Source organism: Mesorhizobium sp. M1143 (assembly GCF_040318435.1).
In the GTDB taxonomy this organism is placed as follows: domain Bacteria; phylum Pseudomonadota; class Alphaproteobacteria; order Rhizobiales; family Rhizobiaceae; genus Mesorhizobium.
Genome location: NZ_JAMYMJ010000003.1, coordinates 96,538 through 112,643 on the forward strand (window position 1 = coordinate 96,538; position 16,106 = coordinate 112,643).

The 16,106-nt window shown below is 63.3% G+C and carries 18 protein-coding genes; 9 read left to right on the forward strand and 9 right to left on the reverse strand.

Features of this window, described 5'->3' with window-relative positions:
* Positions 1–289: 289 nt before the first annotated feature.
* From lptC to ptsN, 6 genes are all read left to right on the forward strand, one after another.
* Positions 290–1,003: an LPS export ABC transporter periplasmic protein LptC gene (gene lptC / locus NKH35_RS03720; protein WP_023669748.1), complete on the forward strand. Its 714-nt coding sequence runs from the start codon at positions 290–292 to the stop codon at positions 1,001–1,003.
* The gene (locus NKH35_RS03725; protein WP_023683069.1) at positions 990–1,574 is read left to right on the forward strand and encodes an LptA/OstA family protein; all 585 of its coding nucleotides are present in this window, start codon (positions 990–992) and stop codon (positions 1,572–1,574) included. The genes lptC and NKH35_RS03725 overlap by 14 nt, the downstream gene beginning before the upstream one ends.
* On the forward strand, positions 1,571–2,389 hold the full coding sequence (lptB, locus tag NKH35_RS03730) for an LPS export ABC transporter ATP-binding protein (protein ID WP_023669746.1): 819 nt from the start codon (positions 1,571–1,573) through the stop codon (positions 2,387–2,389). Before NKH35_RS03725 ends, lptB begins: the two co-directional genes overlap by 4 nt.
* A gap of 214 nt (positions 2,390–2,603) precedes the next feature.
* Positions 2,604–4,130, forward strand: a complete 1,527-nt coding sequence (gene rpoN / locus NKH35_RS03735) for an RNA polymerase factor sigma-54 (RefSeq protein WP_023735117.1) — start codon at positions 2,604–2,606, stop codon at positions 4,128–4,130.
* Between the two features lie 397 nt (positions 4,131–4,527).
* Positions 4,528–5,112 (forward strand): ribosome hibernation-promoting factor, HPF/YfiA family, encoded by a 585-nt coding sequence (gene hpf / locus NKH35_RS03740; RefSeq protein WP_023683071.1) that lies wholly within the window; start codon positions 4,528–4,530, stop codon positions 5,110–5,112.
* Positions 5,113–5,220: 108 nt separating this feature from the next.
* Positions 5,221–5,685: a PTS IIA-like nitrogen regulatory protein PtsN gene (gene ptsN / locus NKH35_RS03745; RefSeq protein ID WP_023669743.1), complete on the forward strand. Its 465-nt coding sequence runs from the start codon at positions 5,221–5,223 to the stop codon at positions 5,683–5,685.
* Between the two features lie 71 nt (positions 5,686–5,756).
* Here the strand turns inward: ptsN and NKH35_RS03750 are convergent, their stop codons facing one another.
* Both NKH35_RS03750 and NKH35_RS03755 read right to left on the reverse strand, forming a co-directional pair.
* Positions 5,757–6,014: a BQ00720 family protein gene (locus tag NKH35_RS03750; RefSeq protein ID WP_023683072.1), complete on the reverse strand. Its 258-nt coding sequence runs from the start codon at positions 6,012–6,014 to the stop codon at positions 5,757–5,759.
* Positions 6,015–6,078: 64 nt separating this feature from the next.
* The gene (locus NKH35_RS03755; RefSeq protein ID WP_023669741.1) at positions 6,079–6,504 is read right to left on the reverse strand and encodes an Hsp20 family protein; all 426 of its coding nucleotides are present in this window, start codon (positions 6,502–6,504) and stop codon (positions 6,079–6,081) included.
* A 144-nt stretch (positions 6,505–6,648) separates the two neighbouring features.
* Here NKH35_RS03755 and NKH35_RS03760 point away from each other — a divergent pair, with 144 nt between their 5' ends.
* Complete coding sequence (locus NKH35_RS03760) at positions 6,649–7,590, forward strand: nucleoside hydrolase (RefSeq protein ID WP_023698210.1); 942 nt, start codon at positions 6,649–6,651, stop codon at positions 7,588–7,590.
* Between the two features lie 209 nt (positions 7,591–7,799).
* On the opposite strand, the gene NKH35_RS03765 is transcribed toward NKH35_RS03760, so the two are convergent.
* From NKH35_RS03765 to NKH35_RS03785, 5 genes are all read right to left on the reverse strand, one after another.
* On the reverse strand, positions 7,800–8,114 hold the full coding sequence (locus tag NKH35_RS03765) for a hypothetical protein (protein WP_023728527.1): 315 nt from the start codon (positions 8,112–8,114) through the stop codon (positions 7,800–7,802).
* Positions 8,115–8,220: 106 nt separating this feature from the next.
* Positions 8,221–8,835, reverse strand: a complete 615-nt coding sequence (locus tag NKH35_RS03770; RefSeq protein WP_023669737.1) for a LysE family translocator — start codon at positions 8,833–8,835, stop codon at positions 8,221–8,223.
* A gap of 98 nt (positions 8,836–8,933) precedes the next feature.
* Positions 8,934–10,394: an amidase gene (locus NKH35_RS03775; RefSeq protein WP_031209132.1), complete on the reverse strand. Its 1,461-nt coding sequence runs from the start codon at positions 10,392–10,394 to the stop codon at positions 8,934–8,936.
* Positions 10,391–11,299: a ribokinase gene (locus NKH35_RS03780; protein ID WP_023740841.1), complete on the reverse strand. Its 909-nt coding sequence runs from the start codon at positions 11,297–11,299 to the stop codon at positions 10,391–10,393. Before NKH35_RS03780 ends, NKH35_RS03775 begins: the two co-directional genes overlap by 4 nt.
* Positions 11,300–11,440: 141 nt before the next feature.
* On the reverse strand, positions 11,441–12,346 hold the full coding sequence (locus NKH35_RS03785; protein WP_023669734.1) for a methylated-DNA--[protein]-cysteine S-methyltransferase: 906 nt from the start codon (positions 12,344–12,346) through the stop codon (positions 11,441–11,443).
* Between the two features lie 115 nt (positions 12,347–12,461).
* On the opposite strand from NKH35_RS03785, the gene NKH35_RS03790 reads away from it, so the two are divergent.
* Positions 12,462–13,277 carry a class I SAM-dependent methyltransferase gene (locus NKH35_RS03790; protein WP_023683077.1) on the forward strand — a complete coding sequence of 272 codons (816 nt, stop codon included), beginning with the start codon at positions 12,462–12,464 and terminating at the stop codon, positions 13,275–13,277.
* Positions 13,278–13,287: 10 nt separating this feature from the next.
* Here NKH35_RS03790 and NKH35_RS03795 read toward each other — a convergent pair whose 3' ends face one another.
* On the reverse strand, positions 13,288–13,782 hold the full coding sequence (locus NKH35_RS03795) for a DUF2244 domain-containing protein (RefSeq protein WP_352913390.1): 495 nt from the start codon (positions 13,780–13,782) through the stop codon (positions 13,288–13,290).
* 22 nt (positions 13,783–13,804) lie between these two features.
* Here NKH35_RS03795 and nth point away from each other — a divergent pair, with 22 nt between their 5' ends.
* Positions 13,805–14,638 carry an endonuclease III gene (gene nth, locus NKH35_RS03800; protein ID WP_023691952.1) on the forward strand — a complete coding sequence of 278 codons (834 nt, stop codon included), beginning with the start codon at positions 13,805–13,807 and terminating at the stop codon, positions 14,636–14,638.
* Here the strand turns inward: nth and NKH35_RS03805 are convergent.
* Positions 14,598–16,106, reverse strand: a complete 1,509-nt coding sequence (locus tag NKH35_RS03805) for a tripartite tricarboxylate transporter permease (RefSeq protein WP_023683079.1) — start codon at positions 16,104–16,106, stop codon at positions 14,598–14,600. The genes nth and NKH35_RS03805 overlap by 41 nt on opposite strands.

Sequence of the window (16,106 nt, forward strand, 5' to 3'; positions counted from 1 at the left end):
CCTCACAGTCGGTGGGAAGCGATGCTTTTAAAGCAAGCGTCCGCGCCCGGCTACCTCTTCCTCAAGGGCCTGCGACGAAGCGACCTTCACGACGGAGGCATTTCAGGAAAAAATGACGCGGCGCGTTCGTTTCTGCTATGAAGTGACGAAATTGTGTCGCCTGAGTTCCGTCTGTAAAACAGCGGCCGTCACATTTTTGCGGTTTTCCTCCGCTTTTGCTTGCTTGCGGGGGCCGGCAACCCACCTATAGCAGGTGTTTTGGCGGACAAGGGTTTATTAGAAGTCAGTCATGCTTGCGCGATCGAACGAACCGACCAATGCCGATGCGGCCTTGGCGCCCACGGCGCCAGCGGGCACGCGCGGCGACGCCTTCGACCGCGCCCAGCGCCACTCGCGCCGCGTGCGCGTGCTTAAGTTTGCCGTGCCGGTGCTTGCCGCCGGGATCGCGGTTGCGTTTCCGGTCTATTCCTATCTGGCGGCGCCGATCAACATTTCGATACAGGCAGACGGCACCGCTTTCGCGGATGGCAAGCTGGTGATGGCCAATCCGAAGCTCAACGGCTTCACCAAGGACAAGCTGCCCTATTCGCTGACGGCCTTGCGCGCCATCCAGGATGTCGGCAAGCAGGACATCATCGAACTCGAAGGCATCCATGCCAAATTGCCGCTGACGGCCGACAATGTGGCGACCGTCGACGCCAAGCGCGGGATCTACAACAGAAACGCCAACACGATGGACATGACCAGCGACGTTACCGTCACCACCACCGACGGCGTCGCTGCCATCTTCAAATCGGTCTTCCTCGATATGGGCAAAGGCTCTATGAAGACAGGTGATGCGGTCGATGTCAGCCGTAACGGCTCGCGGATCACCGCGGGTTCAATGTCGGTCGAAGACAATGGCAAGGTCATCGTTTTCGAGAACAAGGTAAGCGTTCACATCGATCCGGCCACTATGAAGGCGGCAGAGGCAAAGAGCGGAGAAACGAATGCGTCCCAGTAATTCGGCACGGCTAGTCGCCGCAGCTTCGGCCTTGCTGTTGCTGGGTATGGCGCCGTCCTGGGCTCAGTCCAGCGCCAGCAGCCAGTCCGGGCTCAAACTGTCGGGCGACCAGCCGATCCAGATCGAGAGCGACAAACTTGAGGTCCGCCAGGCCGACAGCATGGCGCTGTTCAGCGGCAACGTCACCGTCACGCAAGGGCCAACGCTGCTCAAGGCCGGCAGCATGGAGGTCTACTACGTCAAGGACCCCAACGCCGCCAAAGGTGCTGCCGCCGGCGCTTCGGCGATGACCGGTTCGGCCAATATCGACCATCTGGTGGTCAAGAACAAAGTCTACATCAAGTCGAATGACCAGATCGCCACCGGCGACAACGCCACGTTCGACATGAAGACGCAGGTGCTAGTTCTGTCGGGCAAGGAGGTCGTCTTGTCCCAAGGACCCAACGTCCTCAAGGGCTGCAAGCTCACCGTGCAGATGAAAAGCGGCCTTGCTCAGGTCGATGGCTGCGGCGGGCGCGTCATCATGTCGATGACGCCGCCACCGAAATCCGAGGCCCCGAAGCCCGAATGACTGGCGTGTCTTCGCTGCTGACCCGCCTTCCGGGACGGGCGGCCAGTAAACTTGCAGCACCGGCCACAGTCACCGTTGATTCCTCGAAGTTCAAGGGCACCCTGATCGCCAAGGGTCTGACCAAGAGCTACAAGGGCCGCAAGGTGGTCAGCGGTGTCACCATCGGCGTGCGCGCCGGCGAGGCCGTCGGGCTGCTCGGGCCGAACGGCGCCGGCAAGACCACCTGTTTCTACATGGTCACCGGCTTGGTGCCGGTCGATGAGGGCACGATCGAGATCGACGGTTTCGACGTCACCTCGATGCCGATGTACCGCCGCGCCCGCCTCGGCATCGGCTATTTGCCGCAGGAAGCCTCGATCTTCCGCGGCCTGAATGTCGAGCAGAACATCCGCGCCGTGCTCGAAGTGGTTGAGAAGGACCGCAAGGTGCGCGAGCGCAATCTCGACGAACTGCTCGAGGAATTTCACATCAGCCATCTGCGGAAGTCGCCGTCCATGTCGCTGTCGGGTGGCGAGCGGCGGCGTCTTGAGATCGCCCGAGCTTTGGCGACGCGCCCGGCCTACATGCTGCTCGACGAGCCGTTCGCCGGCATCGACCCGATTGCCGTCGCCGACATCCAGCAACTGGTTCGTCATCTAACGGCGCGCGGCATCGGCGTGCTGATTACCGACCACAATGTGCGCGAAACGCTCGGCCTCATCGACCGCGCCTACATCATCCATGCCGGCCAGGTGCTGACTCATGGCCGTGCCGACGAGGTGGTGGCGAACCCCGATGTGCGCCGGCTCTACCTCGGCGAAGGTTTCACGCTCTGAGCGTGAAATTTGTTTCCTGACGTGATTTTTGCCGCCCCGCCGGGCTTTTTTCTCCGATTTTGCGTGAGATAATGCTTCGGTAGGGGCCTTTTGCCATCGTTCGCCTTGACAAGCAAAAGCCGGGCCAGTTTCTATGGAAGGTCGGAAAAATTCATTTTCCGGCAGCTTCTGATGTGTAGGCTTCCGGGTGCAGAAGGGCGTTTGAAACCGAACCATGGCGTTGGCGGCGAAACTACAGCTACGACAATCCCAGTCGCTGGTGATGACGCCGCAGCTGATGCAGTCGATCAGGCTGTTGCAGCTCACCCATGTCGAGCTCGACCACTTCATCGACGACGAGATCGAGCGCAATCCGCTGCTGGAGCGCGCCGAGCCCCAGGATGACGCCGCAAGCGACCAGGTGCAGAAGGGCGATGCCGCTCCTGAGCCTGCTGCCGATGGCGACTGGTTCGAAAACGAGACGGCGTGGAGCGCCGAAGCGATCTCCGACAAGCTCGACAGCTCGCTGGAAAATCTGTTCCCCGACGATCCCGGCACCAGCGAGCGGCTCGGTCCGGACCTGACGGCGCAGTGGAAGTCGGCCACCGGCAATAGTTCGTCCGGTTCTTCCGAAGGCTTCGACGTCGGCGACATGGCCGCCGCGGCGATCACGCTGCGCCAGCATGTCGGCGAGCAGATCGCGCTTGCCTTTGCCGATCCGGCCGCAAGGCTGATCGCAGCCGAACTGGCCGACGGCCTGGACGAGGCCGGCTATCTGCGCGCCGATCCCGCCGAGATCGCCAAACGGCTCGGCGCCGATCAGGCGGTGGTGGCCAAGGTGCTGGCAGCCTGCCACACATTCGAGCCGGTCGGCCTTTTTGCGCGCGACCTTGCCGAATGCCTGTCGCTGCAACTTGCCATGCGCGATCGTCTCGATCCGGCGATGAAAACGCTGATCGGCAACCTCGAACTCCTGGCGCGGCGCGATTTCCAGACGCTGAAGCGGCTTTGCGGGGTTGACGAGGAGGATCTTCTCGACATGCTGGCCGAAATCCGCGCGCTCGATCCGCGTCCGGGCACGGCATTTTCAGGCGGCGCCAGCGATGCCATCGTCGCCGATGTCGAAGTCCGTGCCGCCAATGACGGTAGCTGGACGGTCGAGCTCAATGCCGAGACGCTGCCGCGCGTGCTGGTCGATCACATCTATTTCGCCCAGGTCTCGCCGCATGCGAAGAATCAGGCGGAGAAGGATTTCCTGGCCGAATGCCTGCAGAATGCCAACTGGCTGACGCGGAGCCTCGACCAGCGGGCAAAGACGATCCTGAAAGTGGCGTCGGAAATCGTGCGCCAGCAGGACGCTTTTCTCGTCCATGGCGTGCGCCAGCTCAGGCCGCTCAACCTGCGCACGGTGGCCGATGCCATCGGCATGCATGAATCGACCGTCAGCCGGGTGACGGCCAACAAATACATGCTGACGCCGCGTGGCGTGTTCGAGCTGCGTTATTTCTTCACGGCTTCGATCGCGGCGTCGGGCGGCGGTGATGCGCATTCCTCGGAAGCGGTGCGCGACCGCATCAAGCAGCTGATCGACGAGGAAAAGCCCGCCGATGTGCTGTCCGATGACGCAATCGTCGATATGTTGAAGGAAAGCGGCGTCGATATTGCCCGGCGCACGGTGGCCAAGTACCGGGAGGGTATGAATATTCCCTCGTCGGTGCAGCGGCGGCGTGAAAAGCGCGCTCTGGCGAGCGCGGGGCGCTAGCTCTGCTTGCCCGGCAAGGCTTTTGCTATGGTTGGATTTCCACAACTTTCGACCTTAAAGCGCGTCGCGCTGAAACGGATTCATGCGACGCGCTTTAAGTCTTTGTTTTGATGCATGTCGTTGTCCCAGAACCGCAGCGCACTTCTGGGCGACATGCATTAATTGACAAGCTGCAATGAAGTGTCTAGAAGCCCGCCCGCATGAGACGGGCTCGCGGCCCGCATGCGGATGGTCCGTCACGATGAAGGCCACGGGACGGCCAAGAAGGCGGATTGTGATCAACCGGAAAGTTCGGATCTAAAATCGGCGCGAGTTGACGCCGCAAAGCTTGTGCGCACGGATCACGAGTATAAACTCTGGCCAGTTTGAAGCCTGAGCAAGGAAGGTCAGTTTTCAGATGAAATTGCGCATATCGGGTAAACACATGGATATCGGCGATGCGTTGCGTACGCGCATTACCGATCGTGTCGGCGAGGCGATTGGAAAATATTTCGATCGCGGTTTTTCAGGGCACGTCACGGTCATCAAATCGGGGTCGCGTTACTCGGCCGATTGCATGATCAGGCTGGATTCCGGCGCTTCGCTGCAGGCAACCGGCGATTCCCAGGATCCGACACTTGCCTTCGAGGCGGCCGCGGACCGCCTCGAAACCAGGCTGCGGCGCTACAAACGCCGTCTGAAATCGCACAATTCAGGCACTGGAAATGGTGAAATCACCGACATCGCCTATACGGTGATGGCGCCGCTGACCGATGACGATGAGGACATTCCGGAGGACTACGCCCCGGCCATCGTCGCCGAATCAACCATGACGCTGCAGACCATGTCGGTGGCGTCGGCGGTTATCGAACTCGACACCAAGGACAGCCCGGTTTTCGTCTTCCGCAACGCCGGAAACGACCACCTCAACATCGTCTATCGGCGGCCGGACGGAAATATCGGCTGGATCGACCCGTCGACGACCAAAGTCGCACAGGCGTGACGACAACGACAATGGTCGCACAGGTGACGACAATGGTCTCGCGGAGATAATAGCCAGCCGCGCGAGGGGCGAGGACTGGCGACGGCAGGCGAATAAGGGATTTCAAATATGGATCTGAGCGATCTTCTCAACGTTCCGGCGATCTTGCCGGCGTTGAAGGCGAACTCCAAAAAGCAGCTTCTGCAGTTGCTGTCCGAGAGAGCGGCGGCGATTTCCGGCATTCCGGAGCGCGAAGTGTTCGACACTATCCTGCAGCGCGAACGGCTGGGCTCCACCGGCGTCGGCAACGGCATCGCCATTCCGCACGGCAAGCTCGCCGGGGTGAAGCGCATCGCCGGCGTCTTTGCCCGGCTGGAGACGCCGGTCGATTTCGAGGCCCTGGATGACCAGCCGGTCGATCTGGTGTTTTTGCTGCTGGCCCCGGAAGGCGCCGGCGCCGATCACCTCAAGGCACTGTCTCGCATCGCCAGGGTTTTGCGCGACGCCGACACGGTGGCCAAGATCAGAGGCACGCGCGACGCGGTCGCCATCCACGCGCTGCTTTCGGACACGCAGGCCTCGCACGCCGCCTGAAGTTCTTCGGATTTAAGTCTTCCAGGGGCCGCCGAAGGCGGCCCTCTCCATTTCAACCGCCAGCAGTCGCCTTAGTGAATGGCGACAGTGGTCAGGTCGTTTTCCATGGCGCCGGCCAAAGCCCGGTCTTTCGCATCCGAAAGCAGGATCGGCTGGCCGTTGGCGGCAAACAGGGCCCACAGGACCATGCCGGGCGCGATTTCGCCCAGATTGGGGAAGCGGCCGAGCAATTCGTCGCTCGAGACCTTGCGGAGATAAGCGACCGAGCCTTCGCCGAGATGGGCGAATTCGCCGCTGGTCATGGTGATGGTTTCGTCAGTTCTGGTCATTTCAAGCCTCCTTGGCGCGAGGACGCCGCTCAAGGCCATCCCGCATGAGAGCCATCGGTAAAGATCAGTCTTTCACCGATATATTTATTTTCCGTACCAGCCGTTCGGTATCCGGCCGATCGAGATCGATCGACAAAAGGCCGTTCTTCAGTTCCGCTGCGATCACCCGCATGCCGTCGGCCAGCACGAAACAGCGCTGGAACTGGCGCGCGGCGATGCCGCGGTGGAGGAATTCGCGCTCGGTGTCGTCGGTTTGACGGCCGCGCACGACCAACTGGTTTTCCTCCGTGGTGACATCGAGATCGCTTTCGGCGAAACCCGCGACAGCCAGCGTAATGCGCAGCCTTTCGGCCTTGCCGTCAGCACCGCTGAGGCGCTCGATGTTGTAGGGAGGATAACTGTCACCGGATTTCGCCAGTCGTTCCAGGGTCTTTTCCATGGCATCGAAACCAAGGAGAAGCGGGCTGGAGAAGGGCGTCATTCGGCTCATGTTACACTGTCCTCTTTGGAGCGACATAAACTGGAAAAACCCGGATGGCATTTTTCCCGATGGTCTTGATATGGTCCGCGCCGCGGCCAAGTTCAAGCCGCCGAACACCCTCGCCAAAAAGACTCCCCCGCATAAGGAAATGAAATGCCCCAGACCCGCAAGATCATCATCGACACGGATCCCGGCCAGGACGATGCCGTCGCCATATTGCTGGCGCTCGGCAGCGCCGAGTTGGAGATCGTCGGCATCTCTGCTGTTGCCGGCAACGTGCCGCTGAAATTGACCGAAAAGAACGCCAGGAAAATCTGCGAACTGGCGGGACGGCCCGATATCAAGGTCTATGCAGGCGCCATCCGCCCGTTGGCGCGCGAGCTGGTCACCGCCGAGGAAGTGCATGGCAAGACCGGCCTCAACGGCCCGCAACTGCCCGATCCGAAGATGAAGCTGCAGGGCCAGTATGCGGTCGACTTCATCGTCGAGACGCTGATGAAGGAAGAGGCCGGCACGATCACGCTGTGCGCGCTCGGCCCGCTCACCAATGTCGCGCTGGCGCTGATCCGTGAGCCGAAGATCGCGCCGCGCATCAAGGAAATCGTACTGATGGGCGGCGGTTTCTTCGAAGGCGGCAATGTCACGCCGACCGCAGAATTCAACATCTATGTCGATCCGCAAGCCGCCGACCTGGTCTTCAAATCCGGCATTCCGATCGTCATGATGCCGCTCGACGTTACCCACAAGGCGCTGACCACGGCCAAGCGCACGCAGGCCATCCGCCAGCTCGGCACCAGGGTCGGCACCGCGACGGCCGAGATGCTGGAGTTCTTCGAGCGCTTCGACGAGGAGAAATACGGCACCGATGGCGGCCCGCTGCACGACCCCTGCGTCATCGCCTATCTGTTGAAGCCGGAGCTGTTCAAGGGCCGCAACTGCAACGTCACCGTGGAAACCACCTCCGAACTCACCATGGGCATGACCGTGATCGACTGGTGGGGCGTGACCAAGCGGCCGAAGAACGCCATGGTGATGCGCGACATCGACCATGACGCGTTTTTCGCGCTGCTGGTTGAGAGGTTGGCGCGGCTTTAGCTCTGTCTTTCCTTTCTCCCATTGTGGGTTCCGAAGGGACGGGGCGAGACAAGTGGCTCGCCCCCGGGCGGCGTCGCCGAAGGCGACGGATGTGGGGTGTTCCAGGGAACGCCCACGTCTCACTCCGCTGGAACACCCCTCATCCGTCTCGGCGCTATCGCGCCGATCCACCTTCTCCCACAGGGGGAGAAGGAAGGCGCCGCCGCCGTTCACTTTGCAAATCGATAGAAGACCATTCCATTCTCGCGCGTGACGCGCTCCATGTTTGCCGTCGCGCCGATCAGATGCGGCCGGTCGTCATCGACAAGAATGGACGAACCGCTTTCGAGCGAAACCAGATAAAGGGTGTGGTCGTGGTCCGATTGGGCGCTTTTGACCGTTGCGTGGATTGGCTCGACTGACCGGATAGGGCTCGCGTCATTCGTCCATTTGTAGAGCGCCGAAGGAACCATCATCGCGAACATGGCGACGATCAGGACCACGCCGGGCGCGTTCCTTTTCAAATCCCTATAAGTCCATGACATTTGAAAGAATCCCCAGCACAAAGTCATGTGGTGGCGTGGAGACTGACTTTCAATCAGCCTTCACGTACGGGCTCATTCTGCCGTTGGAAACGACCGTCCACGGTTGTTACTTCGCCTTCGAAAAAGCTAGCCACAGGCCGCCGCCGACCAGAAAGCTGCCGCTGATCCTGGACATCAGCTTAATGCGGCTTGCCGAGAGCAGGCGGCCGGCGCGGCTGGCGGCGAGAGCATAGGTGGAATCCGAGACGGCGGCGAAGATCATGGCGGTGAGGCCCATGACGACGATCTGCAGGGTGTAATTGCCCTGCGGGGCGATGAATTGCGGGAAGAAGGCGCCGAAGAACACCAGGGTCTTGGGGTTGCTCAGCGCCACGAGCAGGCCCTGCAGGAAGAAGCCGCCGCGCGGCTTTCTCGCGGTGCCGTCGGCATTCAGCGCGCCCTTGGAACGGAACATCTGCACCCCCATCCAGATCAGATAGGCGGCGCCGATCAGGCGTACCCATTCGAACCAGTGGCCCATGCCCGATATCAGCGTGTTGAGGCCGATGCCGACAATGGCGATCATCACGGCGAGCCCAGCCTGCGTGCCGGCGACATTGGCAAGGCCGGCGCGGTAGCCATGGCGGATGCTGTTGGCGATGATCAGCGTGACAGTCGGACCGGGCACCAGGATGATGACGATGCAGGCAAGGACATAGGCGGCGTAGAGTTCCAGCGACATGGGGGATTTCCTCGAGGATGCGCTTAGGCGGCTGGCTGCAATCAATGCATGGCGGCGGGGCTGGTGCAAGCCGGTCGCAGACCGTGCCGCCCCTCGCGTCAGGACGCCCCCACCTGCCAAGGCAAGGTCGCCTCATAGGCCGCTCCGGCCCTGAGCACGGCGAGGTCGCCGCGCGGCCGGCCGATCAGCTGCATGCCCAAGGGGCGGCCTTTGTCGTCGAAGCCGACCGGCACGTTGAGCGCCGGACAGCCGCCGAGCGTGGCGAAGGCCGAAACCTGCATCCAGCGATGGTAGCTGTCCATCGTCCGTCCGGCGACCTCACTTGGCCAATGCGTGCCGACGTCGAAAGGAAAGACCTGCGCCGTCGGCAGCGCGATGAGATCGAAGTGCTCGAACAGCGACAGAAGCGTCCGGTGCCAGGAGGTGCGGATGACCGAGGCCGCGCGGATCTGCGGCGCCGTCAGCCGCATGGCGTTCTCCACCTCCCAGACGGCTTCCGGCTTCAGCAGGGCGCGCTTGAGCGGGTCGTCGTAATGGACTTTCAGCGCCGAGCCGCTGCTCGCCTGCCGCAGCACCACGAAGGCTTGCCACAGTGCCTCGAAATCGAAATCCGGCAGCAAGGGCTCGGTCAGGAAGGATGCCTCCGCGAAGCGGCCGAGTGCGGCCTCGCACAGATCGAGGATGCCAGGCTCTACCGGCAGGTGACCGCCGAGATCACCGAGCCAGCCGACGCGGCCGCCGCTTGCCGGCGTTGCCAGCCCTTCGAGGAACGAGCCGGGTTTCTCCCAAGACAGCGGCGCGTGCGGGTGGTAGCCCGCCTGCACATCGAGCAGCAGCGCCATGTCGCTGATGCTGCGGCCCATCGGCCCGTCTATGCCCATCTGGGCATGAAAGACTTCGAGGTCCGGCCCACCGGGGACAAGGCCCTGCGACGGGCGGAAGCCAAAGACATTGTTCCACGCCGCCGGATTGCGGAGCGAGCCGCCGAAATCGCTGCCGTCGGCGACCGGGACCATGTCGAGCGCAAGGGCGACCGCTGCGCCGCCGCTCGAGCCGCCGGCGGTCAGCGCCGGATCGAACGCGTTCAGCGTCGGTCCGAAAACATTATTGTAGGTGTTGGATCCCAGCCCGAATTCGGGAACGTTGGTCTTGCCGATGATGATGCCGCCGGCCTTGCGGATGCGCTCGACGAAGAAATCATCCTCCTGCGGCACGAAATCGGCGAAGATCGGCGAGCCGAAACTGGTCCTCAAGCCGCGCGTCATGGCGAGGTCTTTTATCGCCATCGGCAGGCCAAACAGCGAGCCGGCCGGCCCGCCTTGCGCTAGATGCGCGTCCGCCGCGTCGGCCTCGCGCAGGATGTCGGAGCGCTCGCGCAACGAGACGATGGCATTGACCAGCGGGTTTACCGCGTCGATGCGGTCAAGGAATGCGGCGACCAACTCGCGCACGGACAGGCGGCGCAGCCGGATCGCCTCGGCCAGGTCGACAGCGGACATCCGGCAGATGTCGCCGGCGGGGGGCACGGCGTGCTTCGTTGCGGGGCGCAGGGCTGTCATCCGGCGTTGTTGCGCAGGGCGGTGTCCACATCCGCGGCCAGCGGGATGGCCGGCTGGGCGCCGGGCTTCAGGCAGGCGAGCGAGCCGGCGGCTGCGGCGCGGGTGAGAGCCTGCTCCAGCGGCAGGTTGGACGCCAGCCCGGCGGCGAGATAACCGCAAAAAGTATCGCCGGCCCCGACGGTGTCGACCGGCGTGATCTTCAGCGCCGGCACGGTCAGGAAATCCTCCGGGGTCGCCGCCAGCACGCCGTCGCCGCCGAGCGTGACGACGATGGTGCGGCCGGTCTTGCGGGCGAAGTCGCGCATGCGCGCCGGGCGGTCGCGGCCTTTCAGCGACAGCGCCTCGCCGTAAAGGTCGAATTCGGTTTCGTTGGCGACGGCGTAGTCGGCCTTGCCGAGCAACGCTGCCGCCTCGCTACGGAACGGCGCGGTGTTGAGCACGGTGACCGCGGCGGCGGCGCGTGCGGCGTCGAGCGCTGCATCGACAGTCTGCAACGGGATCTCGTGCTGCAGCAGGACGACGTCGCCCTTCGCAAGGAAAGCCTTGGCGAGATCGCCGGGCAGCACCGAATCATTGGCGCCCGGCACCACGGCAATGACATTCTCGCCATCGGCGCCGACGAGGATCAGCGCCGTGCCGGTGGAGGCGAAGCTCTGGCCGACGCCGGAGAGATCGACCTTGCCGGCCACGAGCAAAGCCAGGGCTTCGGTTGCGAAATTGTCCTTGCCGACGGCGCCGACCATGCGCACCTTGGCGCCGGCGCGCGCCGCAGCCAGCGCCTGGTTGGCGCCCTTGCCGCCGGGCGCGGTGGCGAAGCCGGAGCCGCGGACCGTCTCGCCCGGCGAAGGCAGGCGGTCGACATTGGCGATAAGGTCGAGGTTGATCGAGCCGACAACGATGATCAAGAAAGCCTCCTGCGGAATGCGCGGGAAGCTAACCTGTAAGCCGGCGGCTTGCCAGAGCGTGCGGATGTTTTGCGCCGGGAGCTCGCAAAAAGAACAACACCGGCGAAGGGATTTCGCCGGTGTTGTTTGATGCGGGCAGCTTCAGGACGCGGTCTGGCCCGCTTCCCAACCGAGGATGGCGCGTTTGCGGGTCAGGCCCCAGTGGTAGCCGGTGAGTGCGCCGGACTTGCCCAGCGCCCGATGGCAAGGGACGACGAATGACAATGGGTTGGCGCCGACCGCCGCCCCCACCGCCCGGCTGGCGTTTGGCGCGCCGATCCTGGAGGCGATCGAGGAATAAGTGCAGGCCTTGCCCATCGGGATCCTGAGCAGCGCGTCCCAGACGCGCAGCTGGAAGTCGGAGCCGATCATCACCACGCGCAGCGGCTGGTCGGCGCGCCACAATGTCGGATCGAAGATGCGCGCCGCATAGGGCTGGGTGGCGCTCATGTCCTCGACATAGGTGGCGTTCGGCCAGCGGCCCGACATGTCGGCGAACGCCGCCCGCTCGCCGCCCGGATCGTTGAAGGCGAGCCCCGCAAGGCCACGGTCGGTGACCATGATCAGGGCGATGCCGAAGGGCGAGATGTGGTAGCCGTAGCGGATGGTCAGGCCAGCGCCGCGCGTCTTGTAGTCGCCCGGCGACATCGCCTCGTGGGTGACGAACAAATCGTGCAGCCGGCCGGGGCCGGACATGCCGAGTTCGAACGATGTTTCGAGGAGCGGCATGCCGGAATCGAGCAGTTTGCGGGCATGGTCGAGGGTGACCGCCTGCAGGAAGGCTTTTGGCGACAGGCCGGCCCAGCGGGTGAACAGCTTTTGCAGGCCCGTGGGTGTCTCGCCGACATCGGCTGCCAGGGCTTCCAGCGAGGGCTGGTCGCGATAGTCGAGGCTGATCTTCTCGATGGCGCGGCGCACGACCTCGTAGTCGCTGCCCTCGGGGGTGATGTCGTGCTGCAGGATCGCTGTCGGTTTCATCTGCGTATTCATGGTCATCTGGGCGTTCATGGCAATATCTCCTTGACCGCGAATATCGGTCTTTCCGCCCCTTGCAACCACCCGAAACTTGCCTTGTTGCCGCCTGTTACCAGATAAATACTGGATTGCGCCCCGGGAGATGCCAATGGCCGGCGAAAGGGTGAATCTGAGCGGAGCAAGGGAAACCTTGCTGATGACGCTTTATGGCAAGGCACTGGAAAGCCGGCTGCCGCATTCGCTGCTCGGGGATCGCTTCGCCGACGAGGCCGTGCGCAAGATCGACTATGATTTCTCGCGCCTCAAGGTCGACACCAATCTCGGCATCGGCCTGGCGATCCGGGCCAAGACGTATGATGTCCGCGTTCAGGACTTCATCGCCAGAAATCCCGGCGCCATCGTGCTGCATCTCGGCTGCGGGCTCGATACGCGCATTTTCCGTGTCGATCCACCCGAAGGCGTGGAGTGGTTCGATGTCGATTTTCCGGATGTCATCGCGCTCCGGCGCAAGCTTTACCCGTCCCGGGACCACTACCACCTCGTCGGCTCTTCGGTAACCGACCCAGACTGGCTGGCAGAAGTGCCGCGCAATCGTCCGGCCGTCGTGGTGATGGAGGGGTTGACGCCTTATCTCCCGGTAGAGGAGGGGCCACGGCTGCTGTCCCGCCTTGTCGCGCATCTTGCCGGCGGCGAGCTGATGTTCGACGCCTACAGCCACTTCGGCCTGAAGATGCTGCGCCTCAATCCGACCATCAGGGCGACGGGCGCCGAGGTTCACTGGGCGATCGACGACCCGCAGGTACTGGAGCGTGCCGTTCCGAAGCTGCGCTTTGTCGATGACATCTCGGCCTACAGCGCCGAACGCACCGCGCACATGGGCTGGTCCGCGAAACTGTTCATCGGACTGTGGAGACACATTCCCGCATTGCGCAAGGTCGGCAGGATTTTACGCTACCGGTTCTAATGCGGCGGCTCTAGCGCGTCCTGGCTTTTGTCAGTGCCCGCGAAAAGGCCACAGCAAAACTCTCGCGGGAGTCTGGGTCCAGGAATGATCCGATCGGCACATTCTGTCCTTGTGCTTCCACCGTCATCCTGGTGATGCCGATCTCGGCATGGCGAGCGACGCAAAAGCGCGCCCAGAACGGGTTGAAGCGATGCGCTTCCGACTTTCCCGAGGGCGCCGTCTTGCGGATGTCGAGGCTGGTGCGCGACACCGACACTTCCTCGCGGGCACGGGCGGCGCGATAGTTGGCGCGGAAGGCGACGTAGACGGCGATGACGTCGAGGCCGAAGAAGCCGAACACCGGCCAGGCGCCGCGCGACAGGAAAAACGCCCCGGTCACCACCCAGCCGAACAGCAGCGCGCCCATTAGCACGGCAAAGCCGGTGCGGCCTAGCGAGCGGTGCGGTGTCAGCAGCGCCTGGAAGAATGGCTCGTCGGCCTGAAACGAGGCGTTTGTGTCGCTCATCCCAGGATATTATAGGAAGGGAATGGCCAGCCCCAAGTCCAAAAATCTTTCCCTATCCAAAAGTGAACTGCCGCCCGGGCGGCGCGACGGCTCGAATGCCAAGCCGCGACCGGCGCCGGCGCGGGTCCGTTCGCTCTACAGCGCGGCCGAGGTGCATGAGATCTTCCGGCGGTTTTCGGTGCAACGGCCCGAGCCGAAGGGCGAGCTCGAGCATGTCAACGCCTTCACGCTGCTGGTGGCCGTGGTGCTGTCGGCGCAGGCGACCGATGCCGGCGTCAACAAGGCGACGCGGGCGTTGTTCAAGGTCGCCGACACACCTGAAAAGATGCTGGCGCTGGGCGGAGCCAGGGTCGGCGAGTACATCCGCACGATCGGGCTCTGGCGCAACAAGGCCAAGAATGTCGTGGCGCTCTCGGAGGCGCTGATACGCGATTACGGCGGCGAGGTGCCCAGCGAGCGCGATGAGTTGGTCAAGCTGCCGGGGGTCGGGCGCAAGACCGCCAATGTCGTGCTCAACATGGCGTTCGGCCAGCACACGATGGCGGTCGACACCCATATTTTCCGCATCGGCAACCGCCTCGGCCTGGCGCCAGGCAAGACGCCCGAACAGGTCGAGCAAGGGCTGCTGCGGATCATCCCGGACGAGTATATGCGCCATGCGCATCACTGGCTGATCCTGCATGGCCGCTATGTCTGCAAGGCGCGCAAGCCCGATTGCCCGGCCTGCGTCATCGCCGATCTCTGCAAGGCCGAGGTGAAGACGACAGACGTGCCGGCGCCGCTCGTGGAAATCGCGGCGCCCGGCGTCCCGACAACTAGCTTTCCTCCACGAACACCTCTTCGCGCTTCTTCTTGACCGACGGCAGGAAGACGACGACGAGCACGGCCAGTGCGACGAGCAGCAGGCCGGCGCTGATCGGCCGCGTCACGAAGGTCGAGGGGTCGCCGCGCGACAGGATCATGGCGCGGCGCAGGTTTTCCTCGAGCAGCGGGCCGAGCACGAAGCCGAGCAGCAGGGGTGCGGGTTCGCAGCGCAGCTTGGTCAGGATGTAGCCGAGCAGGCCGAAGAATGCGACCGCGTAGAGATCGAAGGCGTTGGTGTTGACGCTGTAAACGCCGATCGAGCAGAACGCCATGATGATCGGGAAGAGCACATAATAGGGGATCGTCAGCAGCTTCACCCATAGCCCGATCAGCGGCAGGTTCAGCACGATCAGCATCAGATTGCCGATCCACATCGAGGCGATGATGCCCCAGAACAGCGCCGGCTGCTCGATCGCGACATTGGGGCCGGGCACGATGCCCTGGATTATCATGGCGCCGATCATCAGCGCCATGACCGGATTGGCCGGAATGCCCAGCGTCAGCATCGGAATGAAGGAGGTCTGGGCGCCGGCATTGTTGGCCGATTCCGGTCCGGCGACGCCGGCGATGGCGCCCTTGCCGAACTCCTCCGGGTGTTTCGACACGCGCTTTTCGACCGTGTAGGAGGCAAAGGCGGCAAGCACCGCGCCGCCGCCGGGCAGGATGCCGAGCGCCGAACCGATGATCGTGCCGCGCACGATGGGTGCTGCCATCGCCTTGAAGTCGTCGCGGGTCGGCATCAGGCCGGAGACTTTTTTGATCATCACCGAGCGCTCGTGCTCGTTTTCGAGATTGCGCAGGATCTCGGCGACGCCGAAGACGCCGACCGCCACCGCCACGAAGTTCAGCCCGTCGGCATATTCGCGGATGCCGAGCGTGAAGCGCGGCGTGCCGGTGTAGATGTCGGTGCCGACAATGCCGAGCAGCAGGCCGAGCACGACCATCGCCAGCGCCTTGACGATCGAGCCATGGGCGAGAGCGATGGACGAGACGAGGCCGACGATCATCAGCGAAAAATATTCGGCCGCGCCGAATTGCAGGGCTATTGCCGTCAGCGGCGGGGCAAAGACGGCGACCAGGAAGGTCGACACCGTGCCGGCGAAGAACGAGCCGATCGCGGCGATCGCCAGAGCCGCCCCGGCGCGACCGTTCCTGGCCATCTGGTAGCCGTCGATGGCGGTCACGGCCGAGGAGGATTCGCCGGGCATGTTGATGAGAATGGCGGTGGTCGAACCGCCATACTGGGCGCCGTAGTAGATGCCGGCCAGCATGATGAGGGACGAGACCGGGTCGCCGATCTGGAAGGTGATCGGCAGCAGCATGGCGATGGTTGCGGTGGCGCCGATGCCGGGCAGGACGCCGATCAGCGTGCCGAGCAGAACGCCGATGAGGCAAAAACCCAGATTGGCCGGCGTGGTGGCCGTCGAAAAGCCGAGTTCGAGGTTCCTGAGGAGGTCCAT